Origin of the sequence: Nonomuraea sp. CA-218870, from assembly GCF_050936535.1 — a bacterium.
Classification (GTDB): domain Bacteria; phylum Actinomycetota; class Actinomycetes; order Streptosporangiales; family Streptosporangiaceae; genus Nonomuraea; species Nonomuraea corallina.
In genome coordinates this window covers 5,824,898-5,849,291 of sequence record NZ_JBNJMN010000001.1, presented here as the reverse complement: position 1 = coordinate 5,849,291, position 24,394 = coordinate 5,824,898, and the positions used below count along the sequence as shown (strand labels likewise).

The 24,394-nt window shown below is 71.6% G+C and carries 24 protein-coding genes; 16 read left to right on the top strand and 8 right to left on the bottom strand.

Annotated features, from left to right (window positions below):
* Positions 1-5: 5 nt before the first annotated feature.
* Positions 6-170 (bottom strand): hypothetical protein, encoded by a 165-nt coding sequence (locus ACQEUU_RS27860; protein ID WP_270153832.1) that lies wholly within the window; start codon positions 168-170, stop codon positions 6-8.
* 233 nt (positions 171-403) lie between these two features.
* On the opposite strand from ACQEUU_RS27860, the gene ACQEUU_RS27855 reads away from it, so the two are divergent.
* The 7 genes from ACQEUU_RS27855 (at position 404) to ACQEUU_RS27825 (ending at position 7,978) form a co-directional block, all read left to right on the top strand.
* Positions 404-1,057, top strand: a complete 654-nt coding sequence (locus ACQEUU_RS27855; RefSeq protein ID WP_270153831.1) for a response regulator transcription factor — start codon at positions 404-406, stop codon at positions 1,055-1,057.
* On the top strand, positions 1,054-2,421 hold the full coding sequence (locus ACQEUU_RS27850; RefSeq protein ID WP_433071396.1) for a sensor histidine kinase: 1,368 nt from the start codon (positions 1,054-1,056) through the stop codon (positions 2,419-2,421). Before ACQEUU_RS27855 ends, ACQEUU_RS27850 begins: the two co-directional genes overlap by 4 nt.
* 283 nt (positions 2,422-2,704) lie before the next feature.
* Complete coding sequence (locus tag ACQEUU_RS27845; RefSeq protein ID WP_148030302.1) at positions 2,705-3,004, top strand: DUF4193 domain-containing protein; 300 nt, start codon at positions 2,705-2,707, stop codon at positions 3,002-3,004.
* 16 nt (positions 3,005-3,020) lie between these two features.
* Positions 3,021-3,818: a hypothetical protein gene (locus ACQEUU_RS27840; protein WP_433071394.1), complete on the top strand. Its 798-nt coding sequence runs from the start codon at positions 3,021-3,023 to the stop codon at positions 3,816-3,818.
* A 183-nt stretch (positions 3,819-4,001) separates the two neighbouring features.
* Complete coding sequence (locus ACQEUU_RS27835) at positions 4,002-4,961, top strand: MBL fold metallo-hydrolase (RefSeq protein ID WP_433071392.1); 960 nt, start codon at positions 4,002-4,004, stop codon at positions 4,959-4,961.
* 9 nt (positions 4,962-4,970) lie between these two features.
* On the top strand, positions 4,971-6,518 hold the full coding sequence (locus tag ACQEUU_RS27830) for an FAD-dependent monooxygenase (RefSeq protein WP_433071390.1): 1,548 nt from the start codon (positions 4,971-4,973) through the stop codon (positions 6,516-6,518).
* A gap of 23 nt (positions 6,519-6,541) precedes the next feature.
* Positions 6,542-7,978 (top strand): alpha,alpha-trehalose-phosphate synthase (UDP-forming), encoded by a 1,437-nt coding sequence (locus ACQEUU_RS27825; RefSeq protein WP_433071388.1) that lies wholly within the window; start codon positions 6,542-6,544, stop codon positions 7,976-7,978.
* On the opposite strand, the gene ACQEUU_RS27820 is transcribed toward ACQEUU_RS27825, so the two are convergent.
* Positions 7,908-8,195 (bottom strand): DUF4235 domain-containing protein, encoded by a 288-nt coding sequence (locus ACQEUU_RS27820; protein WP_433071386.1) that lies wholly within the window; start codon positions 8,193-8,195, stop codon positions 7,908-7,910. The two genes, ACQEUU_RS27825 and ACQEUU_RS27820, sit on opposite strands and share 71 nt — an antisense overlap.
* 109 nt (positions 8,196-8,304) lie before the next feature.
* Between ACQEUU_RS27820 and valS the strand changes: the two genes are divergently transcribed.
* From valS to ACQEUU_RS27785, 7 genes are all read left to right on the top strand, one after another.
* The gene (valS, locus tag ACQEUU_RS27815) at positions 8,305-10,818 is read left to right on the top strand and encodes a valine--tRNA ligase (protein ID WP_433071384.1); all 2,514 of its coding nucleotides are present in this window, start codon (positions 8,305-8,307) and stop codon (positions 10,816-10,818) included.
* A gap of 236 nt (positions 10,819-11,054) precedes the next feature.
* Positions 11,055-12,329: an AI-2E family transporter gene (locus tag ACQEUU_RS27810; protein WP_433071382.1), complete on the top strand. Its 1,275-nt coding sequence runs from the start codon at positions 11,055-11,057 to the stop codon at positions 12,327-12,329.
* A gap of 11 nt (positions 12,330-12,340) precedes the next feature.
* Entirely contained in the window at positions 12,341-12,895 is a 555-nt protein-coding gene (locus ACQEUU_RS27805; RefSeq protein WP_433071380.1) for a PaaI family thioesterase, read from the top strand.
* On the top strand, positions 12,892-13,332 hold the full coding sequence (gene dut, locus ACQEUU_RS27800) for a dUTP diphosphatase (RefSeq protein WP_433071378.1): 441 nt from the start codon (positions 12,892-12,894) through the stop codon (positions 13,330-13,332). Before ACQEUU_RS27805 ends, dut begins: the two co-directional genes overlap by 4 nt.
* A 20-nt stretch (positions 13,333-13,352) precedes the next feature.
* Complete coding sequence (locus ACQEUU_RS27795; RefSeq protein ID WP_433071376.1) at positions 13,353-13,991, top strand: DUF3710 domain-containing protein; 639 nt, start codon at positions 13,353-13,355, stop codon at positions 13,989-13,991.
* A 29-nt stretch (positions 13,992-14,020) separates the two neighbouring features.
* The gene (locus ACQEUU_RS27790; protein WP_433071374.1) at positions 14,021-14,407 is read left to right on the top strand and encodes an OB-fold nucleic acid binding domain-containing protein; all 387 of its coding nucleotides are present in this window, start codon (positions 14,021-14,023) and stop codon (positions 14,405-14,407) included.
* 4 nt (positions 14,408-14,411) lie between these two features.
* Positions 14,412-15,080, top strand: coding sequence for a DUF3159 domain-containing protein (locus tag ACQEUU_RS27785; protein ID WP_433071373.1), 669 nt, complete (start codon positions 14,412-14,414; stop codon positions 15,078-15,080).
* Between the two features lie 99 nt (positions 15,081-15,179).
* On the opposite strand, the gene ACQEUU_RS27780 is transcribed toward ACQEUU_RS27785, so the two are convergent.
* The gene (locus ACQEUU_RS27780; protein WP_433071371.1) at positions 15,180-15,839 is read right to left on the bottom strand and encodes a potassium channel family protein; all 660 of its coding nucleotides are present in this window, start codon (positions 15,837-15,839) and stop codon (positions 15,180-15,182) included.
* On the bottom strand, positions 15,839-16,507 hold the full coding sequence (locus tag ACQEUU_RS27775; protein ID WP_433071368.1) for a potassium channel family protein: 669 nt from the start codon (positions 16,505-16,507) through the stop codon (positions 15,839-15,841). The genes ACQEUU_RS27780 and ACQEUU_RS27775 overlap by 1 nt, the downstream gene beginning before the upstream one ends.
* Positions 16,508-16,611: 104 nt before the next feature.
* On the opposite strand from ACQEUU_RS27775, the gene ACQEUU_RS27770 reads away from it, so the two are divergent.
* Complete coding sequence (locus ACQEUU_RS27770; protein ID WP_433071366.1) at positions 16,612-18,654, top strand: APC family permease; 2,043 nt, start codon at positions 16,612-16,614, stop codon at positions 18,652-18,654.
* Here the strand turns inward: ACQEUU_RS27770 and ACQEUU_RS27765 are convergent.
* The gene (locus ACQEUU_RS27765; RefSeq protein WP_433071364.1) at positions 18,641-20,269 is read right to left on the bottom strand and encodes an alpha/beta hydrolase; all 1,629 of its coding nucleotides are present in this window, start codon (positions 20,267-20,269) and stop codon (positions 18,641-18,643) included. The genes ACQEUU_RS27770 and ACQEUU_RS27765 overlap by 14 nt on opposite strands.
* A 59-nt stretch (positions 20,270-20,328) precedes the next feature.
* On the opposite strand from ACQEUU_RS27765, the gene ACQEUU_RS27760 reads away from it, so the two are divergent.
* The gene (locus tag ACQEUU_RS27760; protein WP_433071362.1) at positions 20,329-21,582 is read left to right on the top strand and encodes a class I SAM-dependent RNA methyltransferase; all 1,254 of its coding nucleotides are present in this window, start codon (positions 20,329-20,331) and stop codon (positions 21,580-21,582) included.
* Here the strand turns inward: ACQEUU_RS27760 and ACQEUU_RS27755 are convergent.
* Genes ACQEUU_RS27755 through ACQEUU_RS27745 form a run of 3 tightly spaced genes read right to left on the bottom strand, consistent with a single transcriptional unit; the run spans position 21,579 to position 24,375 of the window.
* Positions 21,579-22,178: a response regulator transcription factor gene (locus ACQEUU_RS27755; RefSeq protein ID WP_433071360.1), complete on the bottom strand. Its 600-nt coding sequence runs from the start codon at positions 22,176-22,178 to the stop codon at positions 21,579-21,581. The two genes, ACQEUU_RS27760 and ACQEUU_RS27755, sit on opposite strands and share 4 nt — an antisense overlap.
* The gene (locus tag ACQEUU_RS27750; RefSeq protein ID WP_433071358.1) at positions 22,175-23,263 is read right to left on the bottom strand and encodes a sensor histidine kinase; all 1,089 of its coding nucleotides are present in this window, start codon (positions 23,261-23,263) and stop codon (positions 22,175-22,177) included. The genes ACQEUU_RS27755 and ACQEUU_RS27750 overlap by 4 nt, the downstream gene beginning before the upstream one ends.
* Complete coding sequence (locus ACQEUU_RS27745; protein ID WP_433071356.1) at positions 23,260-24,375, bottom strand: sensor histidine kinase; 1,116 nt, start codon at positions 24,373-24,375, stop codon at positions 23,260-23,262. The genes ACQEUU_RS27750 and ACQEUU_RS27745 overlap by 4 nt, the downstream gene beginning before the upstream one ends.
* Between the last annotated feature and the right edge of the window lie 19 nt (positions 24,376-24,394).

The window sequence follows — 24,394 nt, the reverse complement described above, 5'->3', positions numbered from 1 at the left end:
CCACGTCATCGTGGCAGCGGGATACCGTGATCGTCCGCCAGGCGGCGCAGATCCTCGATCTCGGCGGTGAGGGTGTCGGCGAGGTAGTCGTCACCGGCGCTCCTGGCTTCGCGAAGACCCTTGTAAGCCTGGTCGAGGCGGCTTTCGATCGTGGTCGTGAACTCGCCCATCTCACCTACTCTCTCAGGGTTCGGCCCCTCGCGGGGCGAAGGCGCACCCGCCGCACAGGGCCCGGAGGGGACGCGGGCGCATGGGGTGTTTCGCTGGCATACCCAGACCCCTCGTCGTCCGAAACATGGATTTCCTTGTGGTCTGTGTCACCTGCCCCTGGACATCGCTTACCGTGCGCTTATCGAAAGGGCGGGCACAATGAGTCATCACAATCGGAGGAAGGTGTGACAGCGTGCGCGTACTGGTGGTCGAGGATGAGAAGGTTCTCGCCGACGCTATCGCGACGGGGCTGCGACGCGAGGCCATGGCCGTGGACGTCGCCTACGACGGCGGCGGGGCGCTGGAACGCACCTCCTACATCGACTACGACGTGATCGTGCTGGACCGCGACCTGCCGGTCGTGCACGGCGACGAGGTCTGCCGGCGGCTGGTCCAGCAGCGCACCAGCTCCCGGATCCTCATGCTGACCGCCTCCGGCGACGTTGACGACAAGGTGGAGGGGCTCGGCCTGGGCGCCGACGACTACCTCGCCAAGCCGTTCGTGTTCATCGAGCTGGTGGCGCGGGTGCGGGCGCTCGGCCGCAGGTCGGCGCCGGCCCTGCCGCCCGTGCTTGAGCGCGCCGGCATCCGGCTCGACCCGGGCAAGCGGCTGGTCGAGCGCGACGGCCGGGAGATCGTGCTGACCAAGAAGGAGTTCGCCGTCCTGGAGGAGCTGATGCGCGCCGAGGGCGCGGTGGTCAGCCAGGAGGACCTGCTCGACAAGGCCTGGGACGAGAACATCGACCCGTTCACCAACGTGGTGCGGGTGACCATGATGACGCTGCGGAAGAAGCTGGGCGAGCCTCAGGTGATCGAGACCGTGCCCGGCGTGGGGTACAAGTTGTGACGGAACGGTCTGATCGGGAGCCGGACCGGGAGTCGGTGCCGACGCACCCGATGATCAGCCCGCACTCGCACCGGGCGGCGCGCTCCGCCCGGCCGGGCGACCCGGGCGGCTCTGGTGACACGGGCAGCCCCGGCGCGCCGCCGCCGAGCGGTCCGCCGGTCTGGGACGGCCCGCCGCCGCCCGAGTACGGGCCCATGGCGGGCGGCGCCATCCGGGGAATCAAAGGGCTGACGGGGAAGGTCAGCATCCGCTGGCGGCTCACGCTCACCTACAGTGCGATGTTCTCCGCGGCCGGCGCGATGCTGCTGGTGGTGATGTACTTCATCGTCCGGTCGACGCTCTACACCGGGTTCGAGTACCGGCTGCGGGTGCCCGGCTACATCTCGCCGGAGTTCGCGGCCGACCTGGAGCAGCAGGTCCAGCTGCTGCAGGTCAACCAGATCAACGAGGTGCTCGACACCCTCGTCAGGCAGTCCATCCTGGCCCTGCTGGGCGTCGGCATCCTCGCGCTCATGCTCGGCTACTTCGTCGCCGACCGGGCGCTGCGGCCGGTCACCCAGATGACCTCCACCGCCCGCAAGCTCTCCGAGAGCACGCTGGCCCACCAGCGCATCGGCCTGGAAGGACCGGACGACGAGCTGAAGGAGCTGGCCGACACCTTCGACGACATGCTCACCCGGCTCAACGTCGCCTTCGACGCCCAGCGCAGGTTCGTCGCCAACGCCTCCCACGAGCTGCGCACGCCGCTGACGATCAACCGGACCGTGCTGGAGATCGCGCTGTCCGATCCGGAGGCGTCGGAGGACCTCAAGGCGCTCGGGCGCACCCTCCTGGAGGTCAACGCCCGCAACGAGAAGCTCATCGAGGGCCTGCTGCTGCTGGCCAGGAGCGAGCGCGAACTGGCGGTGCGCAAGCCGGTGGACGTCAAGGAGGTCGCGCAGACGGCGGTGGACCAGGTGACGCCGTTCGCCGATGAGCACGGCGTCACGGTCACCACCGAACTGGTAAGCGCGCCTACCATCGGCGATCCGGTTCTCCTGGAACGGTCGGTCAGCAATCTGCTGGAGAACGCCGTCAAGTACAACCTTCCCGAAAACGGAAAAGTCTGGATTCGGACGGGAATGGTAGACGGTGCCTTGGTTGTTCAGGTGGCCAACACGGGGCAGCATGTCCCCGCGTACGAGGTGAACAGCCTGTTCGAACCGTTCAGGAGGCTCAACGCCGACCGGCTGGATTCGGCCAAGGGAGCGGGTCTGGGGCTGTCCATCGTCCGTGCTGTGGTGCAGGCTCACGGCGGCAACGTCCACGCGGTGCCGCGGGAGGGTGGCGGACTTGTGGTGACCATCAGGCTGCCGCGGCGTTGATCCGGCGTGTTGCCCCACGGGGGGCGTCTCGTTCGCGTCGTACATGTGGTTGGATGTGCCGTCGAACACGGTGGCGCATGACGCCAAGGCTGTGGGTTTCGCCATATTTGGCTAACCACTGCCATCGGCAGCAGGCCCTGACGTGTTGGGAGGTTCGGCGTCCGTTCCCTCGGGGTACCGAGAGGAAATCTCCCGGCGAACGGGCACAAGACGAGCTTCCCGTACGTTGAAAGACGCGCGACGAGCGCGACGACATATTGATGAGGGGGATGGAGTAAGCACGATGGCTACCGACTACGACAGCCCGCGCAAGACCGACGACGACCTGGGCGAGGACAGCCTTCAGGAACTCCAGGCGCGGCGCACGGACAAGTCGTCTGGCAGCATCGACATCGACGAGACCGACCTGGCCGAGTCGCTGGAGCTGCCCGGTGCGGATCTGTCGAACGAGGAGCTCAGCCTGCGCGTCATCCCGCGCCAGGCTGACGAGTTCACCTGCGCGCGCTGCTTCCTGGTGCATCACCGCAGTCAGCTGGCCTCGGAGAAGAACGGCCAGCAGATCTGCCGGGAGTGCGCCGCCTGATCGAGGAGGCATACGCGTGGCATCGACTGATCGACATCCAGAAGACGAGAACGCCGGCCCCGGTCAAGAGGTCGGCGAGCTCGTGGGCCGGCTCACCGCGTCCGGTGAGCTGGAGCCGGCCGAGCGGCGCAGGCTGCTCGGCCGACTGACGCGCGCCCTGTCCGAAGGCGCCGCCAAGGCCGGGAAGTCCGGAGTCGGCCGCGGCCGCTGGCTGGCCGACGTCTTCCTCAACATCGCCCCCCGCATCCCCATCAGAGACCTCCATACCCTCTCTCAGCACCATCACGGCCTGACCGGCGAGGAGCTCGCCGACGACCTGGTGCGCAACGCCATGAAGGCCACGATGACGGTCGGCGCCATCGGCGGCGCGCTCGCCGCCGCCGAGTTCGCCGCGCCTCCTCTCCTCCTCTCCGCCCCCGCCCAGCTCGTCGCCGAGACCATCGTGGTGGCCGCCATCGAGGTCAAGCTCCTCGCGGAACTGCACGAGGTGTACGGGGTGCACGTCGAGGGCACCGGCACCCAGCGCGCGGTCGCGTTCACGGCCGCCTGGGCCAGGCAGCGCGGGATCGACCCCCTCGCCCCCGCCTCCGTGACCCTGGCGCTCGGCGCCGCGACCAAGACGGCGCTGCGCAACCGCCTGATGCGGGTCCTCGGCCGTCACCTGACGACCCTGGGCCCGTTCCTCACCGGCGCGGTGGCCGGCGGCACCCTCAACCGCATGGCCACCAAGAAGCTCGGCGCCGCCATCCGCGGCGACCTGAGGATCAAGGGCCCCCTGCCCTCCGGCGAGACGCCACGACCCCTCAGCCCGTAGCCCTCCGCCCCCGGCACCCCGCCGTCGATGCCCCTCACTCCATCTCTCACCCACCCCCCTGTCGAGGACAGGGGGGCAGGCCTGGCCGGCCCAGGCCTGAAAGGGTCTGACTCCGATCCTGCGTGGACCTGATCCCGCGCGCGGGTACATCGACGGGTACGCCAACCCCGCGTCAGGAGCATCATGGCCAAGCCGTTCGCCTCGTCGGCGGATCTCGCCGACAAGACCCGCTCCTTCGAGGAGCCCGCCCCCGGCGTCCACGTGCTGACGGCCGAGGGCGACCCCAACGTCGGCGCCGTCGAGGGCGAGGACTTCCTGGTCTGCTTCGAGGCCCTGGCGACCCCCGTGGCCGCCCGCGAGTGGCTGACGCTGCTGCGGGAGCGCACGGACAAGCCGGTCCGCCACCTGGTGCTCTCGCACTATCACGCGGTCCGGGTGCTGGGCGCCTCGGCGTTCGGCGCGGACGTGATCGTGGCGCACGAGAAGACCCGCGAGCTGATCGCCGAGCGCGGCGCGGAGGACTGGGCCAGCGAGTACGCCCGCATGCCGCGGCTGTTCAAGGAGCCGTCGTCGATCCCCGGGCTGACCTGGCCGACGCTCACGTTCGGCGACCGGGTGAGCATCGACCTGGGCGGCGACCGGGGGGTGCTGGAGTTGCACCACTGCGGGCGCGGCCACACCGAGGGCGATCTGGTGGCCTGGCTGCCGCGGCGGCGCGTCCTGTTCGCCGGTGATCTGGTGGAGTCGCGGGCGGCGCTCTACACCGGTGACGCCTTCCACCGCGACTGGGCGGGGGCGACGCTGGACCGGGTGGCCGCGTTCGGCGCTCAGACGCTGGTCGGGGGCAGGGGAGCGGTGGCGCACGGCCGGGCCGAGGTGGACGCGGCGATCGCGCAGACCCGCGACTTCCTGCGGGTCATGCTGCGCGAGACGGGCGGGGTGCGCGAGCGCGGCGGCACGCTGAAGGAGGCGTTCGAACGCACCCATCGGGCGCTCGCCCCGCGCTACGGCGCCTGGCCGATCTTCGAGCACTGCCTGCCGTTCAACGTCTCGCGGCTGTGGGACGAGCTGGACGGGGTGGAGCGCCCGCGCGTGTGGACGGCGGAGCGCGACCGCGAGGTGTGGGCGCGGCTGCAGGACTGAGGAGGAGCGGTGACGGACGCGCAGGTCATCGTGGTCGGCGCCGGGCCGGTCGGGCTGACGGCGGCGCTGCTGCTGGCCCGCTGGGGAGTGCGGGTGCTGGTGGTCGACCAGCGGCCCGGCCGTGAGCCGGCCGGGTCGCGCTCGATCTGCCAGCAGCGCGACGTGCTCGACATCTGGGCGGCCTGCGGGGCCGGCCGGATCGCAGAGGAAGGGCTGGCCTGGACCACGGCCCGCACGTACTACCGGGGCGAGGAGCTGTTCTCGTGGACGTTCGGCGGCCCGCCGGGCGAGGGGGCGCTGCCGGCCTGTGTGAACCTCTCCCAGACCCGCACCGAGGAGATCCTCGACGCGGCCCTGGCCGCCCAGCCGCTGGCCGAGCTGCGCTGGGACCACCAGGTCACCGGCCTGGAGCAGGACGGCGAGCGCGTCACCGTGCGCTGCGGCGAGCGCGTGCTGCGCGCCCCGTACGCGGTGCTCTGCGCGGGCTCCCGCGCCGAGGGGCTGCGGCGGGCGCTGGGGGTGACGTTCGACGGCGAGTCGTTCGCCGACCGGTTCCTCATCTGCGACATCCGCGCCGACCTGCCCGGCTGGGAGCACGAGCGGCGCTTCCACTTCGACCCGGTGTGGAACCCCGGCCGTCAGGTGCTCATCCACCCGTGCCCCGGTTCGACCTACCGGATCGACTGGCAGATCCCGTCGCACTCCGCCCCGACCGGGGAGGAGGTGGCGGAGAAGATCCGCATGATCGTCGGGGACCGCGACTACGAGCTGCTGTGGCAGACCACCTACCGCTTCCACGCGCGGGTGGCGTCGCGGATGCGGGCCGGCCGGGTGCTGCTGGCCGGTGACTGCGCCCACCTGGTGGCGCCGTTCGGGGCGCGCGGACTCAACTCCGGGGTGCCCGACGCGGAGAACGCGGCCTGGAAGCTCGCGTTCGTGCTGAACGGGTGGGCGCCGGAGGACCTGCTGGAGACGTACCACCTCGAACGGCACGCGGCCGCCCTGGAGAACCTGGAGGTGACCGCGGCCACCATGCGCTTCCTCGCGCCCCGCACGGACGAGGAGCGGGCGCGCAGGCGGGCGGCGCTGGAGGAGGCGCTGGCCACCGGGCGGCCCGCCGGGGTGGATTCCGGGCGGTTCGCCGAGCCCTTCTGGTACGTGGACTCGCCGCTCACCACCCCCGACCCGGGGCGGCCGTTCCGGGGCAGGCCGGCCAAGGGGGCGTCGTGCGACCCGGGGCCCGGGGTGATCCTGCCGGACCTGCCGGTGCCAGGGGGAAGACTGCGGCAATCTTGCAGGAACGGTTTCCTGATACTCCTGGGCGAAATGTGTGATTCGGGTTTGTTTGCGCAGGTCTTGGGCAAGGTCTGTACGGCGCCGCTCGCCGTTCGCGAGCTCGCGGAGATGGACGGGTTCGGCAAGCTCGCTGAGAGACTCGGCGCCGGACCCGGTGAGGCGTGGATCGTCAGGCCCGATGCCCACATCGCCGCGACCATCCCCCATGCGGGGCCGGAGTCGGTGGCGGCCGCTGTGAGGCGCGCGTCGCGCCTTTCGTGACAGTGAGCCCTAGGAGGATTTGGGTGGTTGGCCGTAGTTCGTTTCTGATCGTCGCGAACCGGTTGCCGGTCGACCGGGTCGTCGAGCAAGACGGAACGGCCTCGTGGCGCAGGAGCCCCGGCGGTCTCGTGACCGCCATAGCGCCGGTCATGCAGAGGCGCCACGGCGCATGGCTGGGCTGGTCGGGAGCGCCGGACGAGGAGCTCGAACCGTTCGAGCAGGACGGGATGCACCTGATCTCCATCCCGCTCTCGGCCGAGGAGATCGAGCTCTACTACGAGGGTTTCTCCAACGCGACGCTCTGGCCTCTCTACCACGACGTGGTGGCGACGCCGGTGTTCGAGCGGCGGATGTGGGAGGCGTACCGGGCGGTCAACGAGCGCTTCGCCCGCGCCGCCGCCGAGCACGCGGAGGAGGGCGCGGTCGTCTGGGTGCAGGACTACCAGCTGCAGCTGGTCCCCTCCATGCTGCGCGAGCTGCGGCCCGACCTGCGCATCGGCTTCTTCCTGCACATCCCGTTCCCCCCGGTCGAGCTGTTCTGGCAGCTGCCGTGGCGGCGCGAGCTGGTGCAGGGCCTGCTCGGCGCCGACCTGGTGGGCTTCCAGCTGCCCGGCGGGGCGGCGAACTTCCGCAGGCTGTGCCGCCGGCTGCTCGGCGTCCCGTACAAGGGCAACGAGATCTTCCTGGAGGACCGCGTCGTCCGTACGCAGGCGTTCCCGATCAGCGTGGACTTCGGCGAGCTGGACGAGATGGTGCGCCGGCCGGAGGTCGTCTCCCGCGCCAAGGAGATCAGGATGGAGCTGGGCGACCCCGAGCACGTGCTGCTCGGCGTGGACCGGCTCGACTACACCAAGGGCATCGGGCAGCGGCTGGAGGCGTTCGGCGAGCTGCTCAAGGACGGCCTGATCACCCCCGGCGAGGCGGTGTTCGTGCAGATCGCCACGCCCAGCAGGGAGCGGGTGGAGGAGTACCGGCGGCTGCGCGACGACATCGAGCTGCAGGTGGGCCGGATCAACGGCGAGACCTCGGAGTTCGGCAGCCAGCCCATCCAGTACTTCCACCAGTCGTACCCGAAGGACGAGCTGGCCGCGCTCTACCTGGCCGCCGACGTCATGGTGGTCACGCCGCTGCGCGACGGGATGAACCTGGTCGCCAAGGAGTACGTCTCCTGCCACCACGACCTGCACGGGGCGCTGGTGCTCAGCGAGTTCGCCGGGGCGGCCGACGAGCTGCGGCAGGCGTTCCTGGTCAACCCGTACGACGTGGAGGGCGTCAAGCGCCAGATGCTGGCCGCCATGCGGGCCACGCCGCACGAGCTGGCCCGGCGGATGCGTACGATGCGCCGCCGGGTCGCCACCTACGACGTGGACCGCTGGGCCGGTGAGTTCCTCAACTCTTTGGAGTCACCTGCTGCTTCAGAGCCCGCCACGAGTCATAGCGCTTCTTGGCGGTCCGGTTGACCACGATCTGGGCGACGGACATGCCGACGCCCATCACCACCGCGTAACCGATGGCCTCACCCATGCTGACCTCGGGGGAGTCCGGGTCGATGGGCGGCTCCTTGCCGGTCGCCTTCACCCAGGCGAACCCGAGCAGCTTGCGGGCCGCCCAGGCCGTCGCCAGGCCCACCAGACCTCCGACGACCCGCCAGGCGACGTCGGGCTTGTCATCCGCCATGCGATCTTCTCCTTCCCCTTTGTAACGAACCCTAGTCTCTGTCGTGGCCGGCTCTCGGCAAGCCGTACCATGAGGAGGCATGACTCAGCAGCGACCAGGCCATGCGCCCATGCCCGAGAAACCGACTCTCGACGGCCTGGAGCAGGTATGGGTAGCCCGCTGGGACGAGCAGGGCACCTACCGGTTCGACCGGTCGAAGCCGCGTGAGCAGGTCTACTCGATCGACACCCCGCCGCCCACCGTCTCCGGATCCCTGCACGTGGGTCACGTCTTCTCCTTCACCCACACCGACATCATGGCGCGCTACCAGCGCATGATCGGCAAGTCGGTGTTCTACCCGATCGGCTGGGACGACAACGGACTGCCCACCGAGCGCCGCGTGCAGAACGTCTACGGTGTGCGCTGCGATCCGTCGTTGCCGTACGACCCCGACTTCGTGCCACCGGACAAGCCCGGCAAACGCGAAATCTCCATTTCGCGGCGCAACTTCGTGGAACTCTGCCACAAGCTGACGGAGATCGACGAGCAGGCTTTCGAGGAGGTGTGGCGGCGGGTCGGCCTGTCGGTCGACTGGTCGCTGCTCTACACCACGATCAGCGACGAGTCCCGCCGGGTGTCGCAGCGGGCCTTCCTGCGCAACCTGCGCCGCGACGAGGCCTACCTCGCCGAGGCGCCGACCCTGTGGGACGTCACCTTCCGCACCGCCGTCGCCCAGGCCGAGCTGGAGGACCGGGAGTGGCCCGGCGCCTTCCACAAGATCTCGTTCTACGGCGAGCAGGGCCCGGTCTGGATCGAGACCACCAGGCCGGAGCTGATCCCGGCCTGCGTGGCGCTGGTCGCCCACCCCGACGACGAGCGCTACCGGCCGCTGTTCGGCACCTCCGTACTCACCCCGCTGTTCGGCGCCGAGGTGCCGGTGCTGGCCCACCACCTCGCCGAGCCCGACAAGGGCACCGGCATCGCGATGATCTGCACGTTCGGCGACGTCACCGACGTGACCTGGTGGCGCGAGCTCGACCTGCCGACCCGCCCGGTCATCGGCTGGGACGGCCGGCTGCTGGCCGAGCCGCCGGAGGGCGTCGAGACCGGCCCGTACAAGGAGCTGGCCGGCAAGACCGTCCACAGCGCCCGCGAGCGCGTCGTCGAGCTGCTGCGCGAGTCCGGCGACCTGGAGGGTGAGCCCCGGCCGGTGCGGCGGCCGGTGAAGTTCTACGAGCGGGGCGACAAGCCGCTCGAGATCGTCACCACCCGCCAGTGGTACATCCGCAACGGCGGCCGCGACGAGGCGCTGCGCGAACGGCTGCTGGCGCGCGGGCGCGAGCTGGCCTGGCACCCGCCGCACATGCGGGCCCGCTACGACAACTGGGTGGGCGGCCTGGCCGGCGACTGGCTGATCTCCCGCCAGCGGTTCTTCGGCGTGCCGTTCCCGGTGTGGTACCCCCTCGGCCAGGACGGGCAGCCGGTCTACGACGAGCCGATCACGCCGCCGGAGGACGCGCTGCCGGTCGACCCGTCGTCTGACACCCCGCCCGGCTACACCGAGGACCAGCGGGGCGTGCCCGGCGGGTTCATGGCCGACCCGGACGTCATGGACACCTGGGCCACCTCGTCGCTCACGCCGCAGATCGCCGGGCGCTGGGAGAGCGACGACGACCTGTTCCGGCGCGTCCATCCGGCCGACCTGCGCCCGCAGTCCCACGAGATCATCCGCACCTGGCTGTTCGCCACCGTGGTCCGGTCCCACCTGGAGTTCGGCGACCTGCCGTGGAGCGACGTGGCCATCTCCGGGTGGATCCTCGACCCCGACCGCAAGAAGATGTCCAAGTCCAAGGGCAACGTGGTCACCCCCATGGACCTGCTGGAGAAGCACGGCTCCGACGCGGTCCGCTACTGGGCGGCCCACGGGCGCTACGGCGTCGACACCGCCTTCGACGCGGGCCAGCTCAAGATCGGGCGGCGGCTGGCGATCAAGATCCTCAACGCGTCGAAGTTCGTGCTCGGGCTCGGCGAGGGCGGCGGCGAGGGTGGCGGCGAGGGTGGCGGCGGGGGTGGCGGCGAGGTCACCGAACCGGTCGACCGGTCGATGCTCGCCGCGCTGTCCGCCGCGGTGCGCGAGGCGACCGAGGCCTTCGGCGGCTACGACCACACCCGGGCGCTGGAGGCCGCCGAGCGGTTCTTCTGGACCTTCTGCGACGACTACCTGGAACTGGTCAAGGCAAGGGCCTACGAGAACGGGCCGGCGTCCGCGTCGGCCCACGAGGCCCTTCGCCGGGCGCTCGACGTGCTGCTGCGGCTGTTCGCGCCGTTCCTGCCGTTCGTGACCGAAGAGGTGTGGTCCTGGTGGCGTGAGGGCTCGGTGCACCTGGCCCCCTGGCCCGAGCCCGACGCCGGGACGGGCGACCCGGCGGTGCTGGAGGCCGCCTGCGAGGTGCTCCGCCAGGTGCGCAAGGCCAAGTCCGAGGCCAAGCAGTCGATGCGGGCGGAGGTGTCGCTGCTGGCGGTCACCTCGCCCCGGGCCGCCCTCATCCGGCCGGCCCAGGACGACCTGTGCGCCGCCGGCAACGTCGAGGAGTTCGTGCTGGAGCACGGCGAGGAGACCTCGATCGAGGTACGGCTGACCTGACCCGCGGCCCGGGACGCCCTTCCACGGGCGCCCGGGCCGGTGCTCCTCGTGCGGGTCTTCGGGATGGCTTCCGCGCGTTCTCGTGCCGGTCTTCTCCGAGGGCCGGGGTTTGGGTGACGGTCGCGCGGATACTTCGTAGGGTCCGTACCTCCCCAAAAGGTACGGACGTGCCCCTCCGAAGGAGGCCGGGCGGATTTCCGTACGCGTCCCGGCCGCGAACATGCCAGTCTGGGAGTGTGTTGAGCGACCGCCCCACCAAACTCGTGCCGCCCGTGCTGGCCAAGATGGCCGCATGGAGCCTGTGCCTGATCCTCACCGGCGTGGTCGTCTTCTACTTCGTGCAGATCATCGCCCGGCTCAGCTTCGTCGTGCTGCCGGTGGCGATCGCGCTGCTGCTGACCGCGCTGCTGTTCCCGATGACCCGGAGGCTGCGAGGGGCGGGCATCCGGCCCATCTACGCCACCTGGCTCACCATGCTGGCCGCCCTGGCTGTGCTGGCCGGCACCGGGTGGCTCGTCGGGGCGCGCGCCACCGAGGAGTTCCCCAACCTGGTCAAGCAGGTGCAGGCCACGGTGGGCGACGTGCAGGAGTGGCTCGTGACCGGGCCGCTCCACCTGCAGGAAACGCAGATCACCCAGTACTTCAACGAGGTGCTCGCCCTCATCGACGCCCAGCGCACGGCCATCACCGGCACGGTGCTGAGCGCCGGCGCCGTGGCCGTCGAGGTGCTCGCCTCCATCGTGCTGCTGCTCTTCGTCACGTTCTTCCTGCTCAAGGACGGTGACCGGATCTGGGGCTGGTTCCTCAAGGGCTTCGGAAGGGTGGCGCCGCGGGTCGACAGGGCGGGCCGGGCGGCGTGGACCACCCTCTCCCACTACGTGCAGGGCAGCGTGCTCGTCGCCGCGGTGCACGGCGTCATCATGGGCATGGTGCTGGCCGGGATGGGCGTGCCGCTCTGGGCGCCGCTGGCCGTGCTGATCTTCTTCGCCAGCTTCATCCCGATCGTCGGCATCTTCTTCGCCGGCACCGTCGCCACCCTGGTCACGCTCGGCGCCAAGGGCATCGTGTACGCGCTCATCTTCGTCGGCATCCTGGTCATCGAGCAGCAGCTGGAGAACCACGTGCTGCAGCCCCTCATCGTGGGGCGGGCGCTGAGGTTCCACCCGCTGGCGATCATCCTCGTGCTGTCCGTGGGCGGCATCCTGGCGGGCATCGCCGGGGCCGTGGTGGCCGTGCCGGTGGCCGCGGTGATCTACCGGGCGCTGCCGGAGCTGATGTCCGACCGGCGCGCGCTCCTGCCACCCTCCCCCCTGGTCGCCGCCCCCGCGGGCGCGGCCGGCGGCGAGCTGCACGTCGGGCCGGCCGGTCCGGTGGAAGGGCCGGTGGAAGGGCCGGCGGGCGGGCGTGAGCTCGGCGAGGCGGCGGACACCGGCCGGGGGGCCGAGGACGCGGGCGTGGCGGGCCCCGGGAAAACCGGTGCTGCGGGACGAGCCGGTGCTGACAGCGAGTAATCTCATCACCCGTGACCCGCTCCACCCTGACCACTCCGCCGCCCGGCGCGCAGGCGCCGACGGCCCACCCTGACGGACCGCCGCCCGGCGGTTCTCTCGGCTCCCATTTCAGCCGCTGCTTCGGCTGCGGCGCCGACCATCCCACCGGCCTGCACATCACCGCCGTCACGCCTGACGGCACGAGCGTCGAGGCCACGTTCACCGTGGGGGAGTCGCACCAGGGCGCGCCGGGGCTGGCGCACGGAGGCGTGCTGGCCGCCGCCATGGACGAGGTCATCGGAATGTCCATCTGGCTGCTCCGCAGGCCGTATGTCACGGCCCGGCTGGAGACCGACTACCTCCTCCCCGTTCCCGTGGGCACGACACTCCACCTGCGCGCCTGGTGTACCGGGATCCGGGGCAGGAAGGCGTACCTTGAGGCGGAGGGGCGGATGGGCGCCCCCGACGGGCCGGTCGCCGTCCGGGCGGCGGCGCTGTTCATCGAGGTGGACATGACGCACTTCGCCGAGCACGGCGACCTCCCGGCGCTGCGAGCCGAACATCAGGACTACGAGGTGAACCCGTGAGCGAGCCGGAGGTGCTCATCCAGCGGCTCGATCCCGGCCTGCCCCTGCCCCGCTACGCCCACCAGGGCGACGCCGGCGCCGACCTCCACGCCGCCGAGGACGCCGAGTTGTCGCCGGGGGAGCGGGCGGTCATCCGGACCGGCGTGGCGATCGCGCTGCCCGAGGGCTACGCCGCTTTCGTCCATCCCCGTTCCGGGCTGGCCGCGCGCCACGGCGTCACTCTGGTGAACGCCCCCGGCACGGTCGACGCGGGCTACCGCGGCGAGATCAAGGTGACCTTGATCAACACCGACGCGAAGGAGCCCTTCCTCCTGCGACGCGGCGACCGGATGGCGCAGCTGGTGATCCAGCGGGTGGAGAGGGCGGTCTTCCGCGAGGTCGGCGAGCTGCCGGAGTCGGTGCGGGGCACGGGCGGTCACGGTTCCACAGGACGTTGATACAGGGAGAGTGAGACACAGTGTTCCGTCGTCGCCGTCGTGAGCAGCCGGAGCAGGCCGCCGAGGTGACCCCTCAGGCGCCCATGCGCGAGTCCGGCCCGTGGGACGCCGACGAGCCCCACCCCGACACCGAACGGATCGATCTGGGCGGGCTGCGCCTGCCCAGCAATCCGGCGTTCGACGTGCGCCTCGCCTCGGTGGGCGACAAGCACGTGGGCGTCGTCGTGCTCTGGGAGGAGAGCTCGCTGCAGCTCCAGGCGCTGGCCGCGCCCAAGTCGTCGGGGCTGTGGGAGGAGGTCAGGACCAAGATCCGCAGCGCCGCCAAGACGCTGGAGGAGCGCGAGGGGCCGCTCGGCATCGAGCTGGCGGGCAAGGTGACCGTCGAGGGCGCCGAGCGCCCCGCCCGCTACCTGGGCGTCGACGGGCCGCGCTGGTTCCTGCTGGCCGTCGTCAACGGGCGGGCGGCGGTCGACGACGAGCTGGCCGCCGGGTTCACCGACTTCATCAAGGACATCGTGGTGGTGCGCGGCGACGAGCCGATGGCCCGTGAGGAGTCGATCCCGCTGCGTCGTCCCAGCGACCAGCCCGCCGCCGACGAGCCCGAGCGGCCGGACACCGACCCGTTCAAGCGAGGCCCGGAGATCAGCGAGATTCGCTAAGGACGCCTCATCACATAGGCTGATTCATCATGAGTACGGCAGAGCCTCCTAAACGGGGGGGATTGCGCGGTCTCCTCAGCCGGCTGACCACCAGCCAGTCCGAGATCGAGGCTCAAGAACTGCGTGAGGACGCCGACGAGGTCGGCGCCACCCCCATCGCCGCGTGTGGCGGCCGCCGCCGCTTCTGCGTCGCCGGTACGCTACGTACTGTCACCCTGCGCCCACGTGGCGGGGCGCCCGCGCTGGAGGCCGAGCTCTACGACGGCTCCGACGTGATCGACCTGGTCTGGCTCGGCCGCCGCAAGATCATCGGCATCGAGCCGGGCCGCCCGGTCAAGGCCGAGGGCCTGGTGAGCATCCAGGACGGACGCAAGGTGATGTTCAACCCGCGATACGAGCTGCGCCCAGGGAGTTGATCAGGTGAGTGCTGAGGCCGAAGAAGTCGCCCACGAGACCGTCGAGGCGGCGGTGCGAGCCCAGCTCGCCAAGGCGTTCGGCGGCGTCCGGGGCATCGTCGAGGCGGCCGTGCCGACGATCGCCTTCACGCTGACCTGGATCACCACCGAAGAGCTGCGGCTGTCGCTCATCATCAGCGGCGCGCTGGCGGTGCTGCTCCTGCTCGTCCGGCTGGTGCAGCGGTCGACGCCGCAGTTCGTCATCAACAGCCTCATCGGCATCGCCATCGGCGCGTTCTTCGCCAGCCGTACGGGGGACGCAAAGGACTACTTCCTGCCCGGCATCCTGTGGAACGGCGCCTACGCGGTCGGGATGCTGATCTCGATCGTCACCCGGTGGCCGGTCGTCGGCTTCCTCATCGGCTCGGTGACCAACGACCCGGTCGGGTGGCGCAAGGACCCCGGCATCGTCAAGCTCTGCACCCGGCTCACCTGGCTGCTCATGATCCCGTGCATCGTACGGGTGGCGGTGCAGCTCCCCGTCTACCTGTTCGGCGGCGGTGACGAGGCGGTCGCCGCGCTCGGCTTCGCCAAGATCGCCATGGGATGGCCGCTGCAGGTGGCCGCCCTGACGGCGATGGTGTGGGTGCTCGGCCGCGGCCGGACCCCGATCAAACCACCGGCCCCCGCCTGACCTCGCCCGCCTCCGCAGGCGGCGAAGCCCGCGCGGGCCGGCCCCCGCCGGGAGGGCGGGGCCGGGAGCCGCGGCGGTCAGTGCCGGGAGACGCGGTGGTCAGTGCTGGGAGAGCAGGTGGGCCAGCTCCTGCTCCACCTCCTGGTTGGCCACGAACAGCAGCTCGTCGCCCGCCTCCAGCGGGTCGTCGGCGGTGGGCACCAGCACCCTGCCCTCACGCAGGATCGCCACCAGCGCGGCGTCCGTCGGCCACGGGACCGAACCCGCCCGCTGGCCCACCACCGGCGCGTCCTCGGCCAGCGTGAGCTCGACCAGGTTGGCCTGGCCCTGGCGGAACGTCATCAGCCGCACCAGGTCGCCGACGCTCACCGCCTCCTCGACGAGCGCGCTCAGCAGGCGCGGCGTCGAGACGGCCACGTCGACCCCCCACGACTCGTTGAACAGCCACTCGTTGTTGGGATGGTTGATCCGCGCCACCACGCGCGGCACCCCGTACTCGGTCTTGGCCAGCAGGGACACCACGAGGTTGACCTTGTCGTCGCCGGAGGAGGCGACGACCACGTGGCAGTTGTTGAGCCCGGCCTCGTCGAGCGAGGCGATCTCGCAGGCGTCGGCGAGCAGCCACTCCGCCCGCGGCACGCTGTCGATCTTGATGGCCCTGGGGTTGTTGTCGATGAGCAGCACCTGGTGGCCGTTCTCCAGGAGCTCGGCGGCGATCGAGCGGCCGACGGCTCCGGCTCCGGCGATGGCGACCCGCATCAGTCCTCGTCCTCCTCAGGCGCCGCCGCCAGCACCTTGTTGATCCGGTCCATGTCGCGCTCGCCGGCGATCACGTGCAGCACGTCGCCTTCCTGCACGACCGTCGTACCGGTGATCACCACGGCCTCGCCCATCCGGTTGATGAACGCCGCGCGGGCCCGCGTCCGCTCCTCCAGGTCGACCACGCGGGTGCCGATCCACGACGGGTTGACGGTCACCTCGGCGAGCACGACCGTGCCGGTCGGGTCGCGCCAGAGCGGTTCGGCGCCCTCCGGCAGGATGCGGCGCAGGATCTGGTCGGCGGTCCACCGCACGGTGGCCACCGTGGGGATGCCGAGCCGCTGGTAGACCTCGGCCCGGCGGGGGTCGTAGATGCGGGCCACCACGTTGTCGACGCCGAACGTCTCCCTGGCCACCCGGGCGGAGATGATGTTGGAGTTGTCGCCGCTGGAGACGGCCACGTAGGCGGAGGCGGACTCGATGCCGGCCTCGATGAGCACGTCACGGTCGAAGCCGACGCCGGTCACCCGGCGGCCGCGGAAGCCGGCGCGCAGGCGCCGGAAGGCCTGGGGGTCACGATCGATGATCGCGATCGAATGACCGTTGTCCTCGAGGATGTGGGCGAGCGTCGAGCCCACCCGGCCACACCCCATGATCACAATATGCATACTCCCCCGCACTTCGCGGTCCTGCTGGTCGCTTGACACCAGTATGGCGGGCGCCGGGAGCGCGCCGTAGGCCAGCGTCATGGGGAGGGCTAGCATTCCGTAACGTGGCGAAAGCATCGGATCTCGTCAAACGCCTGCTCGTGGGGCGGGCGCTGCGCAGCGGCCAGCTCCACGAGCAACTGCTGCCCAAGCGCCTCGCGCTTCCGGTCTTCGCCAGCGACGCGCTCTCCTCCGTGGCGTACGCGCCCCAGGAGATCCTCGTCATCCTGTCGCTCGCCGGCGTCGCGTTCTACTCCTACAGCCCGTGGATCGCCATCGCCGTCGTCATCGTGATGATCACGGTCGTGGCGTCGTACCGGCAGAACGTGCACGCCTACCCGAGCGGCGGCGGCGACTACGAGGTGGCCTCCACCAACCTCGGGCAGAACGCCGGCCTCACCGTGGCCAGCGCGCTCATGGTCGACTACGTGCTCACGGTCGCGGTGTCGGTGGCCAACGGCGTCGACTACGTCGGCGCCACGATCCCGTTCGTCGCCCAGCACAAGCCGGCCGTGGCCATCGCCATCGTGATCGTGCTCACGGTGGTCAACCTGCGCGGGCTGCGCGAGTCCGGGCTGGCGTTCGCGGTGCCCGTGTACGCGTTCATGATCGCCGTGCTCGGCATGGTCGCGGTCGGCACGTACCAGCTGCTCTTCCTCGGCATGGACCTGCGCGCCCCCACCGCCGACTTCGGCATCGTGGCCGAGCAGAGCGACCTGACCGCCTTCGCCGCGGCGTTCCTGATCCTGCGAGCCTTCTCCACCGGCTGCGCGGCGCTCACCGGAGTCGAGGCCATCAGCAACGGCGTGCCCGCCTTCCGCAAGCCCAAGAGCCGCAACGCCGCCAAGACGCTGCTCATGATGGGCCTGATCGCCGTCGCCATGTTCGGCGGCATCATCGCGCTCGGCCTGGCCTCCGGCGTCAAGGTGGCAGAGCCGTCGGTCGCCGCCACCGACCTGCTGCGGCCCGACGGCACCCCCGTCGGCGCCGGCTACCACCAGCAGCCGATCATCTCGCAGGTGGCCGACGCGGTCTTCGGCGGCGGCTCCATGCCGTTCTACGTGCTGTCCGGCGTGACCGCGCTGGTGCTGTTCCTGGCCGCGAACACCGCCTTCAACGGCTTCCCGGTGCTCGGCTCGATCCTGGCCCAGGACCGCTTCCTGCCCCGCCAGCTCCACACCCGCGGCGACCGGCTCGCCTTCTCCAACGGCATCATCATCCTGGCCCTGATGGCGTGCCTGCTGCTGTGGGGCTTCCAGGCCGACGTCAGCCGCCTGCTCAACCTCTACATCGTCGGCGTCTTCGTCTCCTTCACGCTCAGCCAGACCGGCATGGTCATCCACTGGACGCGCCGGCTGCGCACCGAGGACGACCTCAAGGCCCGCCACGAGATGCACCGGTCCCGGATGATCAACTTCTTCGGGGCCGTCATGACCGGGCTGGTGCTGGTGGTCGTGCTGGTCACCAAGTTCGCCGTGGGCGCGTGGATCGTGTGCATCGCGATGCCGCTGCTGTTCCTCATGATGAAGGCCATCAGGCGCCACTACGACAACATCGCGGCCGAGCTGGAGCTCACCGAGGACCTCGACATGTCCACGCTGCCCGCCCGCAACCACGCGATCGTGCTGGTGTCCAAGGTGCACAAGCCGACCATGCGGGCGCTGGCCTACGCCCGCGCCACCCGGCCCTCCACGCTGGAGGCGATCACGGTCGGCGTCGAGGGCGCCGACGCGCGCCGCCTGCAGGAGGACTGGGAGCGCCTCGGCATCCAGGTGCCGCTGAAGATCCTCCACTCGCCGTACCGCGAGATCACCCAGCCGATCCTCGACTACGTCAAGTCCGTACGCCGCCGCTCCCCGCGCGACGTGGTCACCGTCTTCATCCCCGAGTACGTCGTCGGCCACTGGTGGGAGCACCTGCTGCACAACCAGAGCGCGTTCCGGCTGAAGGCGCGGCTGCTGTTCAAGCCGGGCGTGATGGTGACCAGCGTGCCGTGGCAGCTCCATTCGTCCGTCCGGCTGTCGGGCCGTCCCGAACCGCTCGCCCCAGGTGCGGTGCGCCGCCCGATCCGGCACGCGTCCGCCGACAAGGACGTCACGTCCCGCTGACGCGGACGCGCAGGCGCGCGGAGTCCTCGGCGGTCCAGCCGGGCGGGGCCGCGACCGCCGCCCACCCGTCCACGATGAGCGCCCCGTAGCGGTGGCCGTGGCCGGGCGGCACCCCCAGCCCGGACGTCATGTCGCCCAGCACCTGCCAGAACGTCACCAGCGGGAACCAGTTCATCTGCTCGTTGATGTCCGGCGTCCGCGGCCGCGCCAGCCAGGCCGGCCGCTCGAAGACCAGCCGGGGCGTCCACCACGTCACCGGGTCGGAGGCGTTCTGCAGATAGACCACCCGCGGGCGCGGCTCGCCCGCCAGGTCGGCCGGCCGCTGCGCGAACCGTACGATCTTGCCCGACTCGTACACCGGCCGCCAGACCGGGCTCCCGGGATCGCGCCGGGTGGTGACGTCCCACCAGATGGGGTTGGCGTGCGGCGGGCCGATGAACAGCGCCCCGTCCGCACGCTCCACCAGGTCGTCCAGGTCGGCGAACGCCCGCTCCATCGCGTAGGCGCCCAGGCTCTCGCCCGCGACCAGCAGCAGCGGCCGGTCGTCGGCGGGCAGCCGCTCCCAGCGCGCCCGGACCGCGTCGAACAGCGCGCGGCCCGCCACCGCAGCCCGATCCCTGTCGGCCAGGAACGACACCCAGCTCGGCAGGTAGGAGTACTGCACCGCGACCAGGGCCGTGTCGCCGTTGTACATGTACTCCAGCGACTCGCAGATGGCCGGATCGACCCAGCCCGTGCCGGTGGTGCCCAGCACGGCCAGCACCGGCCGCTCGAACGCCCCGGTGCGCTCCAGCTCCCGCACCGCCAGCTCGGCCCGCGCGTACGGGGTGGGCGCCGCCTGCAGGCCGACGTACACCCTGATGGGCTGCTCGGCCGGCCGGCCGGAGAACGTCTCCAGCTCACGCCTGGTCAGCGCGTCGCCGGTGAACGTGCGCCCCTCGCGGCCCAGCTGGTCCCAGCTCACCAGCGACTGCGGGGAGCCCGACAGCGCCGCCTGCGGCGGCCGGCGCACGCCTGCCTGCGTGGTCTCGTTGGCGACCGACGACACGTTGTTCATCGTGGCGACGAACCCGGAGAACAGCACGTCGTTGAAGAACACCACCACCAGCGAGGCCACGATCAGCCCTCCGATCGCGTGTCCCAGCAGGTACGGGACGTAGCGGTCCAGCCAGCCGATCAGTCTGCCCGCGCCCAGCCGCACCAGCCGGGCCAGCGTCAGGAACACGCAGAACAGCACGGCCGCCACCGTCAGGATGACCGGCGGATACCAGGTGATCTCCGTGTCCATGCGCATGAGCGCCCGCAGGTCGCGCTGCCAGCCGTAGCTGTAGGACAGCGCCGCCACCGTCAGCGCGGCGCACATCCCCAGCATGACCTCCCAGGCCCGCCGCACCCACCCCGCCGGCGGCCGGTAGCGGATCACCGCCCGGCACGCCGCCCCGGCCGACGCGCCCACGCCGTAGCCGAGGATCGCCGTGACGGCCCCCATCACCCCCTGGTACTCCCACGTACGGGGCAGCAGCGAGGGCGTCATCGAGGCGCAGAAGAACAGCGTGGCCAGCAGCGTCCCGCCGAAGCCGAGCCCCCGCCGCACCACCCGCCGCGCCCGCGTCACGGTCGTCAACGGTAGTCGACCGACCTGGGCCGGAGCCCGGCGGGCATAGGGTGTCGGGTGTGGAACAGGCAACGTTCGAGCTGACGGTCGGCCCGGTCGCGCACGGCGGCTGGTGCGTGGCGCGCCACGAGGGCCGCGTGGTCTTCGTCCGCCACGCGCTGCCGGGAGAGCGCGTGATCGCCCAGGTCACCGAGGAGACGAGCCGCTTCCTCCGGGCCGACGCGGTGCGGATCATCGAGGCGTCGCCCGACCGGGTGGTGCCGCCCTGCCCGTACGCCGGTCCCGGCCTGTGCGGCGGCTGCGACTGGCAGCACGCCACCCTGGAGGCGCAGCGCGGGCTCAAGGCCGACGTGGTGGCCGAGCAGCTGCGCCGCATCGCCCGCATCGACCGGAAGGTCGTCGTCGAGGAGGTGCCCGGCGCCGAGGACGGACTCGGCTGGCGCACCCGCGTGCAGTTCGCCGTCCGCCCCGACGGCCGGATCGGCCTGCGCCGCCACCGCTCCCACGACGTCCAGCCCATCGACGCCTGCCTGATCGCCCACCCCGACGTGGAGGCCGTCGGCGCGGAGGCGCACGACTGGCCGGGCGCCCGCGCGGTCGAGGTGATCGCCTCGTCCGGCGGCGAGCGGGCCGTCGTCGTCACCCCGCGGCCCCGCCGCCCCGCCGTCGTGCCCGACCTCGACGCGCCCGCCGCGATCCTGCTCGACGAGGGCAAGGGCAAGACCGTCGCGCGGCGCGGCTCCGGAGTGCTGCGCGAACGGGCGGGCGGGCGCGAGTTCCGGGTCGCCGGCAGCGGCTTCTGGCAGGTCCACCCGGGAGCCGCCGAGACCCTGCTCGACGCCGTCCTCGCCTACGCCGCCCCCCAGCCGGGGGAGTGGGCCCTCGACCTCTACTGCGGCGCCGGGCTGTTCGCCGCGGGCCTGGCCGAGGCCGTCGGGCCCGACGGCGCCGTGTTCGGCCTGGAGTCCGACGCCGCCGCCGTCCGCGACGCCCGCGCCAACCTCCGCGACCTGCCCCAGGCCCGGGTGGAGCGGGGCCGCGTCGAGGACGCGCTCGACCGCTACGCGATCGAGCGCGCCGATCTCGTCGTCGTCGACCCGCCCCGCGCGGGCCTCGGCCGCGACGTGGTGGACCGCATCGCCGCCCTGAGGCCGTCACGCATCGTGTACGTCTCCTGCGATCCGGCCACGCTCGCCCGCGACCTCGACCGGCTGGCCGGCCACGGCTACCCGCTGGCCGACCTGCGCGCCTTCGACGCCTTCCCGATGACCCACCACGTGGAATGCGTGGCGCTGCTGGTGAAGGAGTCCTAGAGCCAGCCCATGCGCTGGGCTGTTCTGATGGCTTCCAGGCGGTTCTGGGCGTGCAGTTTGGTCATGGCGCTCGACAGGTAGTTGCGTACGGTCCCTTCGGTGAGGTGCAGCTCGCCCGCGATCCGCGCGATGGTGTGCCCGTCGGCGGCCAGGCGCAGCGCGTCGCGCTCCCGGTCGGTGAGCGGGCTGTCACCGGCGGCCATCGCGGCGGCGGCCAGCTCGGCGTCGAGGTAGCGCCCGCCCGCCTGCACCTTGCGGATCGCCATGGCCAGCTCCTCGGAGGAGGCGTCCTTGCCCAGGAAGCCGCTCACCCCGGCGGCCATGGCCCGGCGCAGGTATCCGGGCCGGCCGAGGCTGGTCAGGATCACGATCTTGCACTGGGAGCTGATCTGCTCGGCGGCGCTCAGCCCGTCCATGCCCGGCATCTCGATGTCCAGCACGGCCACGTCCGGCCGGTGCTCGGCGACCGCGGCCATCACCTCGTCGCCCCTGCCCACCTGGGCCACCACCTCGATGCCGTCCTCCAGGTCGAGCAGCGCGGCGAGCGCGCCCCTGATGAGGTGCTCGTCGTCGGCCAGCAGCACGCGCGTCGTCATACCGGCATCACCATCCTGAGCGCGTACCCGCCGTCGGACGTGGGCCCGGCCACCAGCGTGCCCCCGGCGCCGCGGACGCGCTGGGCGAGCCCGCCGAGGCCGTCCGGCGCGTGGTCGCCCACCGGGCCGGTGACGCCGTCGTTGGTCATCTCCAGGATCCCCTCCTTGATGGTGATCGTGCAGTGTTCGGCCTTGCTGTGCTTGAGCACGTTCGTCGTGCCCTCGCGGACCACCGCGGCCAGCAGGGTGCGGGTCTCGGGCGGCAGCGCGTCGGCGTCGCAGTCCACGGCGCAGCGCACGTCCGCGGCCTCCAGCACCGCCCGGACGCTGGCCAGCACCTCGTCCAGGTCGAGCGCCCGGTAGCTCTGCACGGTGGCGCGCACCTCCCGCAGCGACTGCCGGGCGAGGTCGCGTACCTCGAACATCTCGCGGCCGGCCGCCTCCGGGTCGGCGCGCAGCAGTTCCTCGGCCCCCGCCGCCCTGGCCGCGATGCCGGTCAGGCTCTGGCCGAGCAGGTCGTTGAGGTCGCGGGCGAAGCGCAGCCGCTCCTCCGACACGGCCAGCATGGCCCTGGCCTCCTGGCCCTCGTGCGCCTCCCTGATGATGCGCCACAGCCACAGGTTCACCGGGACCCCGGCGACCAGGGCGCAGGTCAGCAGGGCCTGCAGCAGCAGGGCCGCCGGCTCGAACCCGCCGGCCACGGTGATGAGCGCCTGCACCAGGACGACCGAGCCGGCCGCCACCAGCCAGACGGTGCGCTTGCGCAGCCACGGCGCCAGCATCGCCGGCCAGATCGGGATCGTCGGGAGAATGGGGAAGACGGCCAGCAGCAGCGTGGCGACCCCGGCGACGACCAGCAGCCCGGTCGGCCGCGGCGCGCCCCTGACGGCCAGCCGGAACCCCCGCATCGCGACCACCACGACCAGGACCACCAGCGCCGCCGCCCCCGCGATCAGGAGGTCCGGCACGCCGTGCGTCCGCAGCGTGTACAGCTGCACCAGCCCGAGCAGGCCCAGGGCGTAGATCAGGTCCGTCGAGTAGACGACGAGCCAGCGGGCCTTGTCCAGCTTGGTGGCCCGTCTCATGCCGGCACCTGCGCCCGCAGCGCGAACTCTCCCTCGCGGACCGGCCCGGCGGAGAAGGCGCCGCCCGCGGCGGCCATCCGCTCGGCCAGGCCGCGCAGCCCGCTGCCGGCGCCGTCGGCCGGGCCGTGCACGCCGTCGTTGCGCATCTCCAGCACGCCGCCGGCCAGGGTGATCGAGCAGCGGGAGGCGGAGCTGTGCTTGAGCACGTTCGTCGTGCCCTCACGCACCACCCAGGCGAGCAGCGCGCGGGCGTCGGGCGTCAGCTCCGCCGTGTCCGCCTCGACGACGCAGCGGGTGCCCGCGGCCTCCAGTACGGCGCACGCCCTGGCCAGCTCCTCGTCCAGGTCCAGCGAGCGGTAGCCGTCGACGGCGAGCCGGACCTCCAGCAGCGACTCACCGGCCAGCCGCCGGACGTCGGCCATCTCGGCCGCGGCCTTGGCGGAGTCCTTGGCGGCGAGCTTGGCGGCGAGCTCGCTCTTCAGCGTGATGACCGACAGGCTGTGGCCGAGCAGGTCGTGCAGGTCGCGGGCGAACCGCAGCCGCTCCTCGGCGACGGCGAGCCGGGCCTTGGCCGCCTGGCTGTCGTGCGCGTCCCTGATCGTCCACCACAGCCAGCGCCACAGCCAGATGGCCAGCGACATCGAGACGGCGGCGGCCAGCTGACCCGGCAGCACGGCCGGCCAGTCGGGGCCGGCCGCGTGGTTCAGGAACGTGACGGCCGTGACCAGTGCCGCGCCCACCAGGGCGGACGCCCATAACGGCAGGTAGAGCACGACGGCGCTGAGCCAGAAGTACGCGGTCACGTCCCAGGACATGTAGTCGCCGCCGGGCGGCAGCGGCAACAGGAGGATGCCCGCCACCGCCGCCCCGGAGACGACCAGCTTGACCGTGGGCCGCGGCCGGCTGTCGAAGGCGTCCCTGAGGATCAGGGAGAAGAGGACGAACACCACCGCCACGCCCGCCGCCGAGGCGGCCCCGGTCGCCCAGCCCATCGAGCCCTGCCGGACGGAGAGGAGGATCACGATGAGGAGGATCATCCCCGTGAGGAGAACCAGGCCGTCCATCCAGTAGACGAGGATTTTCCGCGCCGTGTCCGGCCTGGAGGCCACCATGTTCCCCTAACCGCTCATC

Coding starts and splice junctions, on each gene's coding strand:
- ACQEUU_RS27860 (WP_270153832.1), bottom strand. CDS start 170: ATGGGCGAGTTCACGACCACGATCGAAAGCCGCCTCGACCAGGCTTAC.
- ACQEUU_RS27845 (WP_148030302.1), top strand. CDS start 2,705: ATGGCTACCGACTACGACAGCCCGCGCAAGACCGACGACGACCTGGGC.
- ACQEUU_RS27835 (WP_433071392.1), top strand. CDS start 4,002: ATGGCCAAGCCGTTCGCCTCGTCGGCGGATCTCGCCGACAAGACCCGC.
- ACQEUU_RS27820 (WP_433071386.1), bottom strand. CDS start 8,195: ATGGCGGATGACAAGCCCGACGTCGCCTGGCGGGTCGTCGGAGGTCTG.
- valS (WP_433071384.1), top strand. CDS start 8,305: ATGCCCGAGAAACCGACTCTCGACGGCCTGGAGCAGGTATGGGTAGCC.
- ACQEUU_RS27790 (WP_433071374.1), top strand. CDS start 14,021: ATGAGTACGGCAGAGCCTCCTAAACGGGGGGGATTGCGCGGTCTCCTC.
- ACQEUU_RS27780 (WP_433071371.1), bottom strand. CDS start 15,839: ATGCGGGTCGCCATCGCCGGAGCCGGAGCCGTCGGCCGCTCGATCGCC.
- ACQEUU_RS27775 (WP_433071368.1), bottom strand. CDS start 16,507: ATGCATATTGTGATCATGGGGTGTGGCCGGGTGGGCTCGACGCTCGCC.
- ACQEUU_RS27755 (WP_433071360.1), bottom strand. CDS start 22,178: ATGACGACGCGCGTGCTGCTGGCCGACGACGAGCACCTCATCAGGGGC.
- ACQEUU_RS27750 (WP_433071358.1), bottom strand. CDS start 23,263: ATGAGACGGGCCACCAAGCTGGACAAGGCCCGCTGGCTCGTCGTCTAC.
- ACQEUU_RS27745 (WP_433071356.1), bottom strand. CDS start 24,375: ATGGTGGCCTCCAGGCCGGACACGGCGCGGAAAATCCTCGTCTACTGG.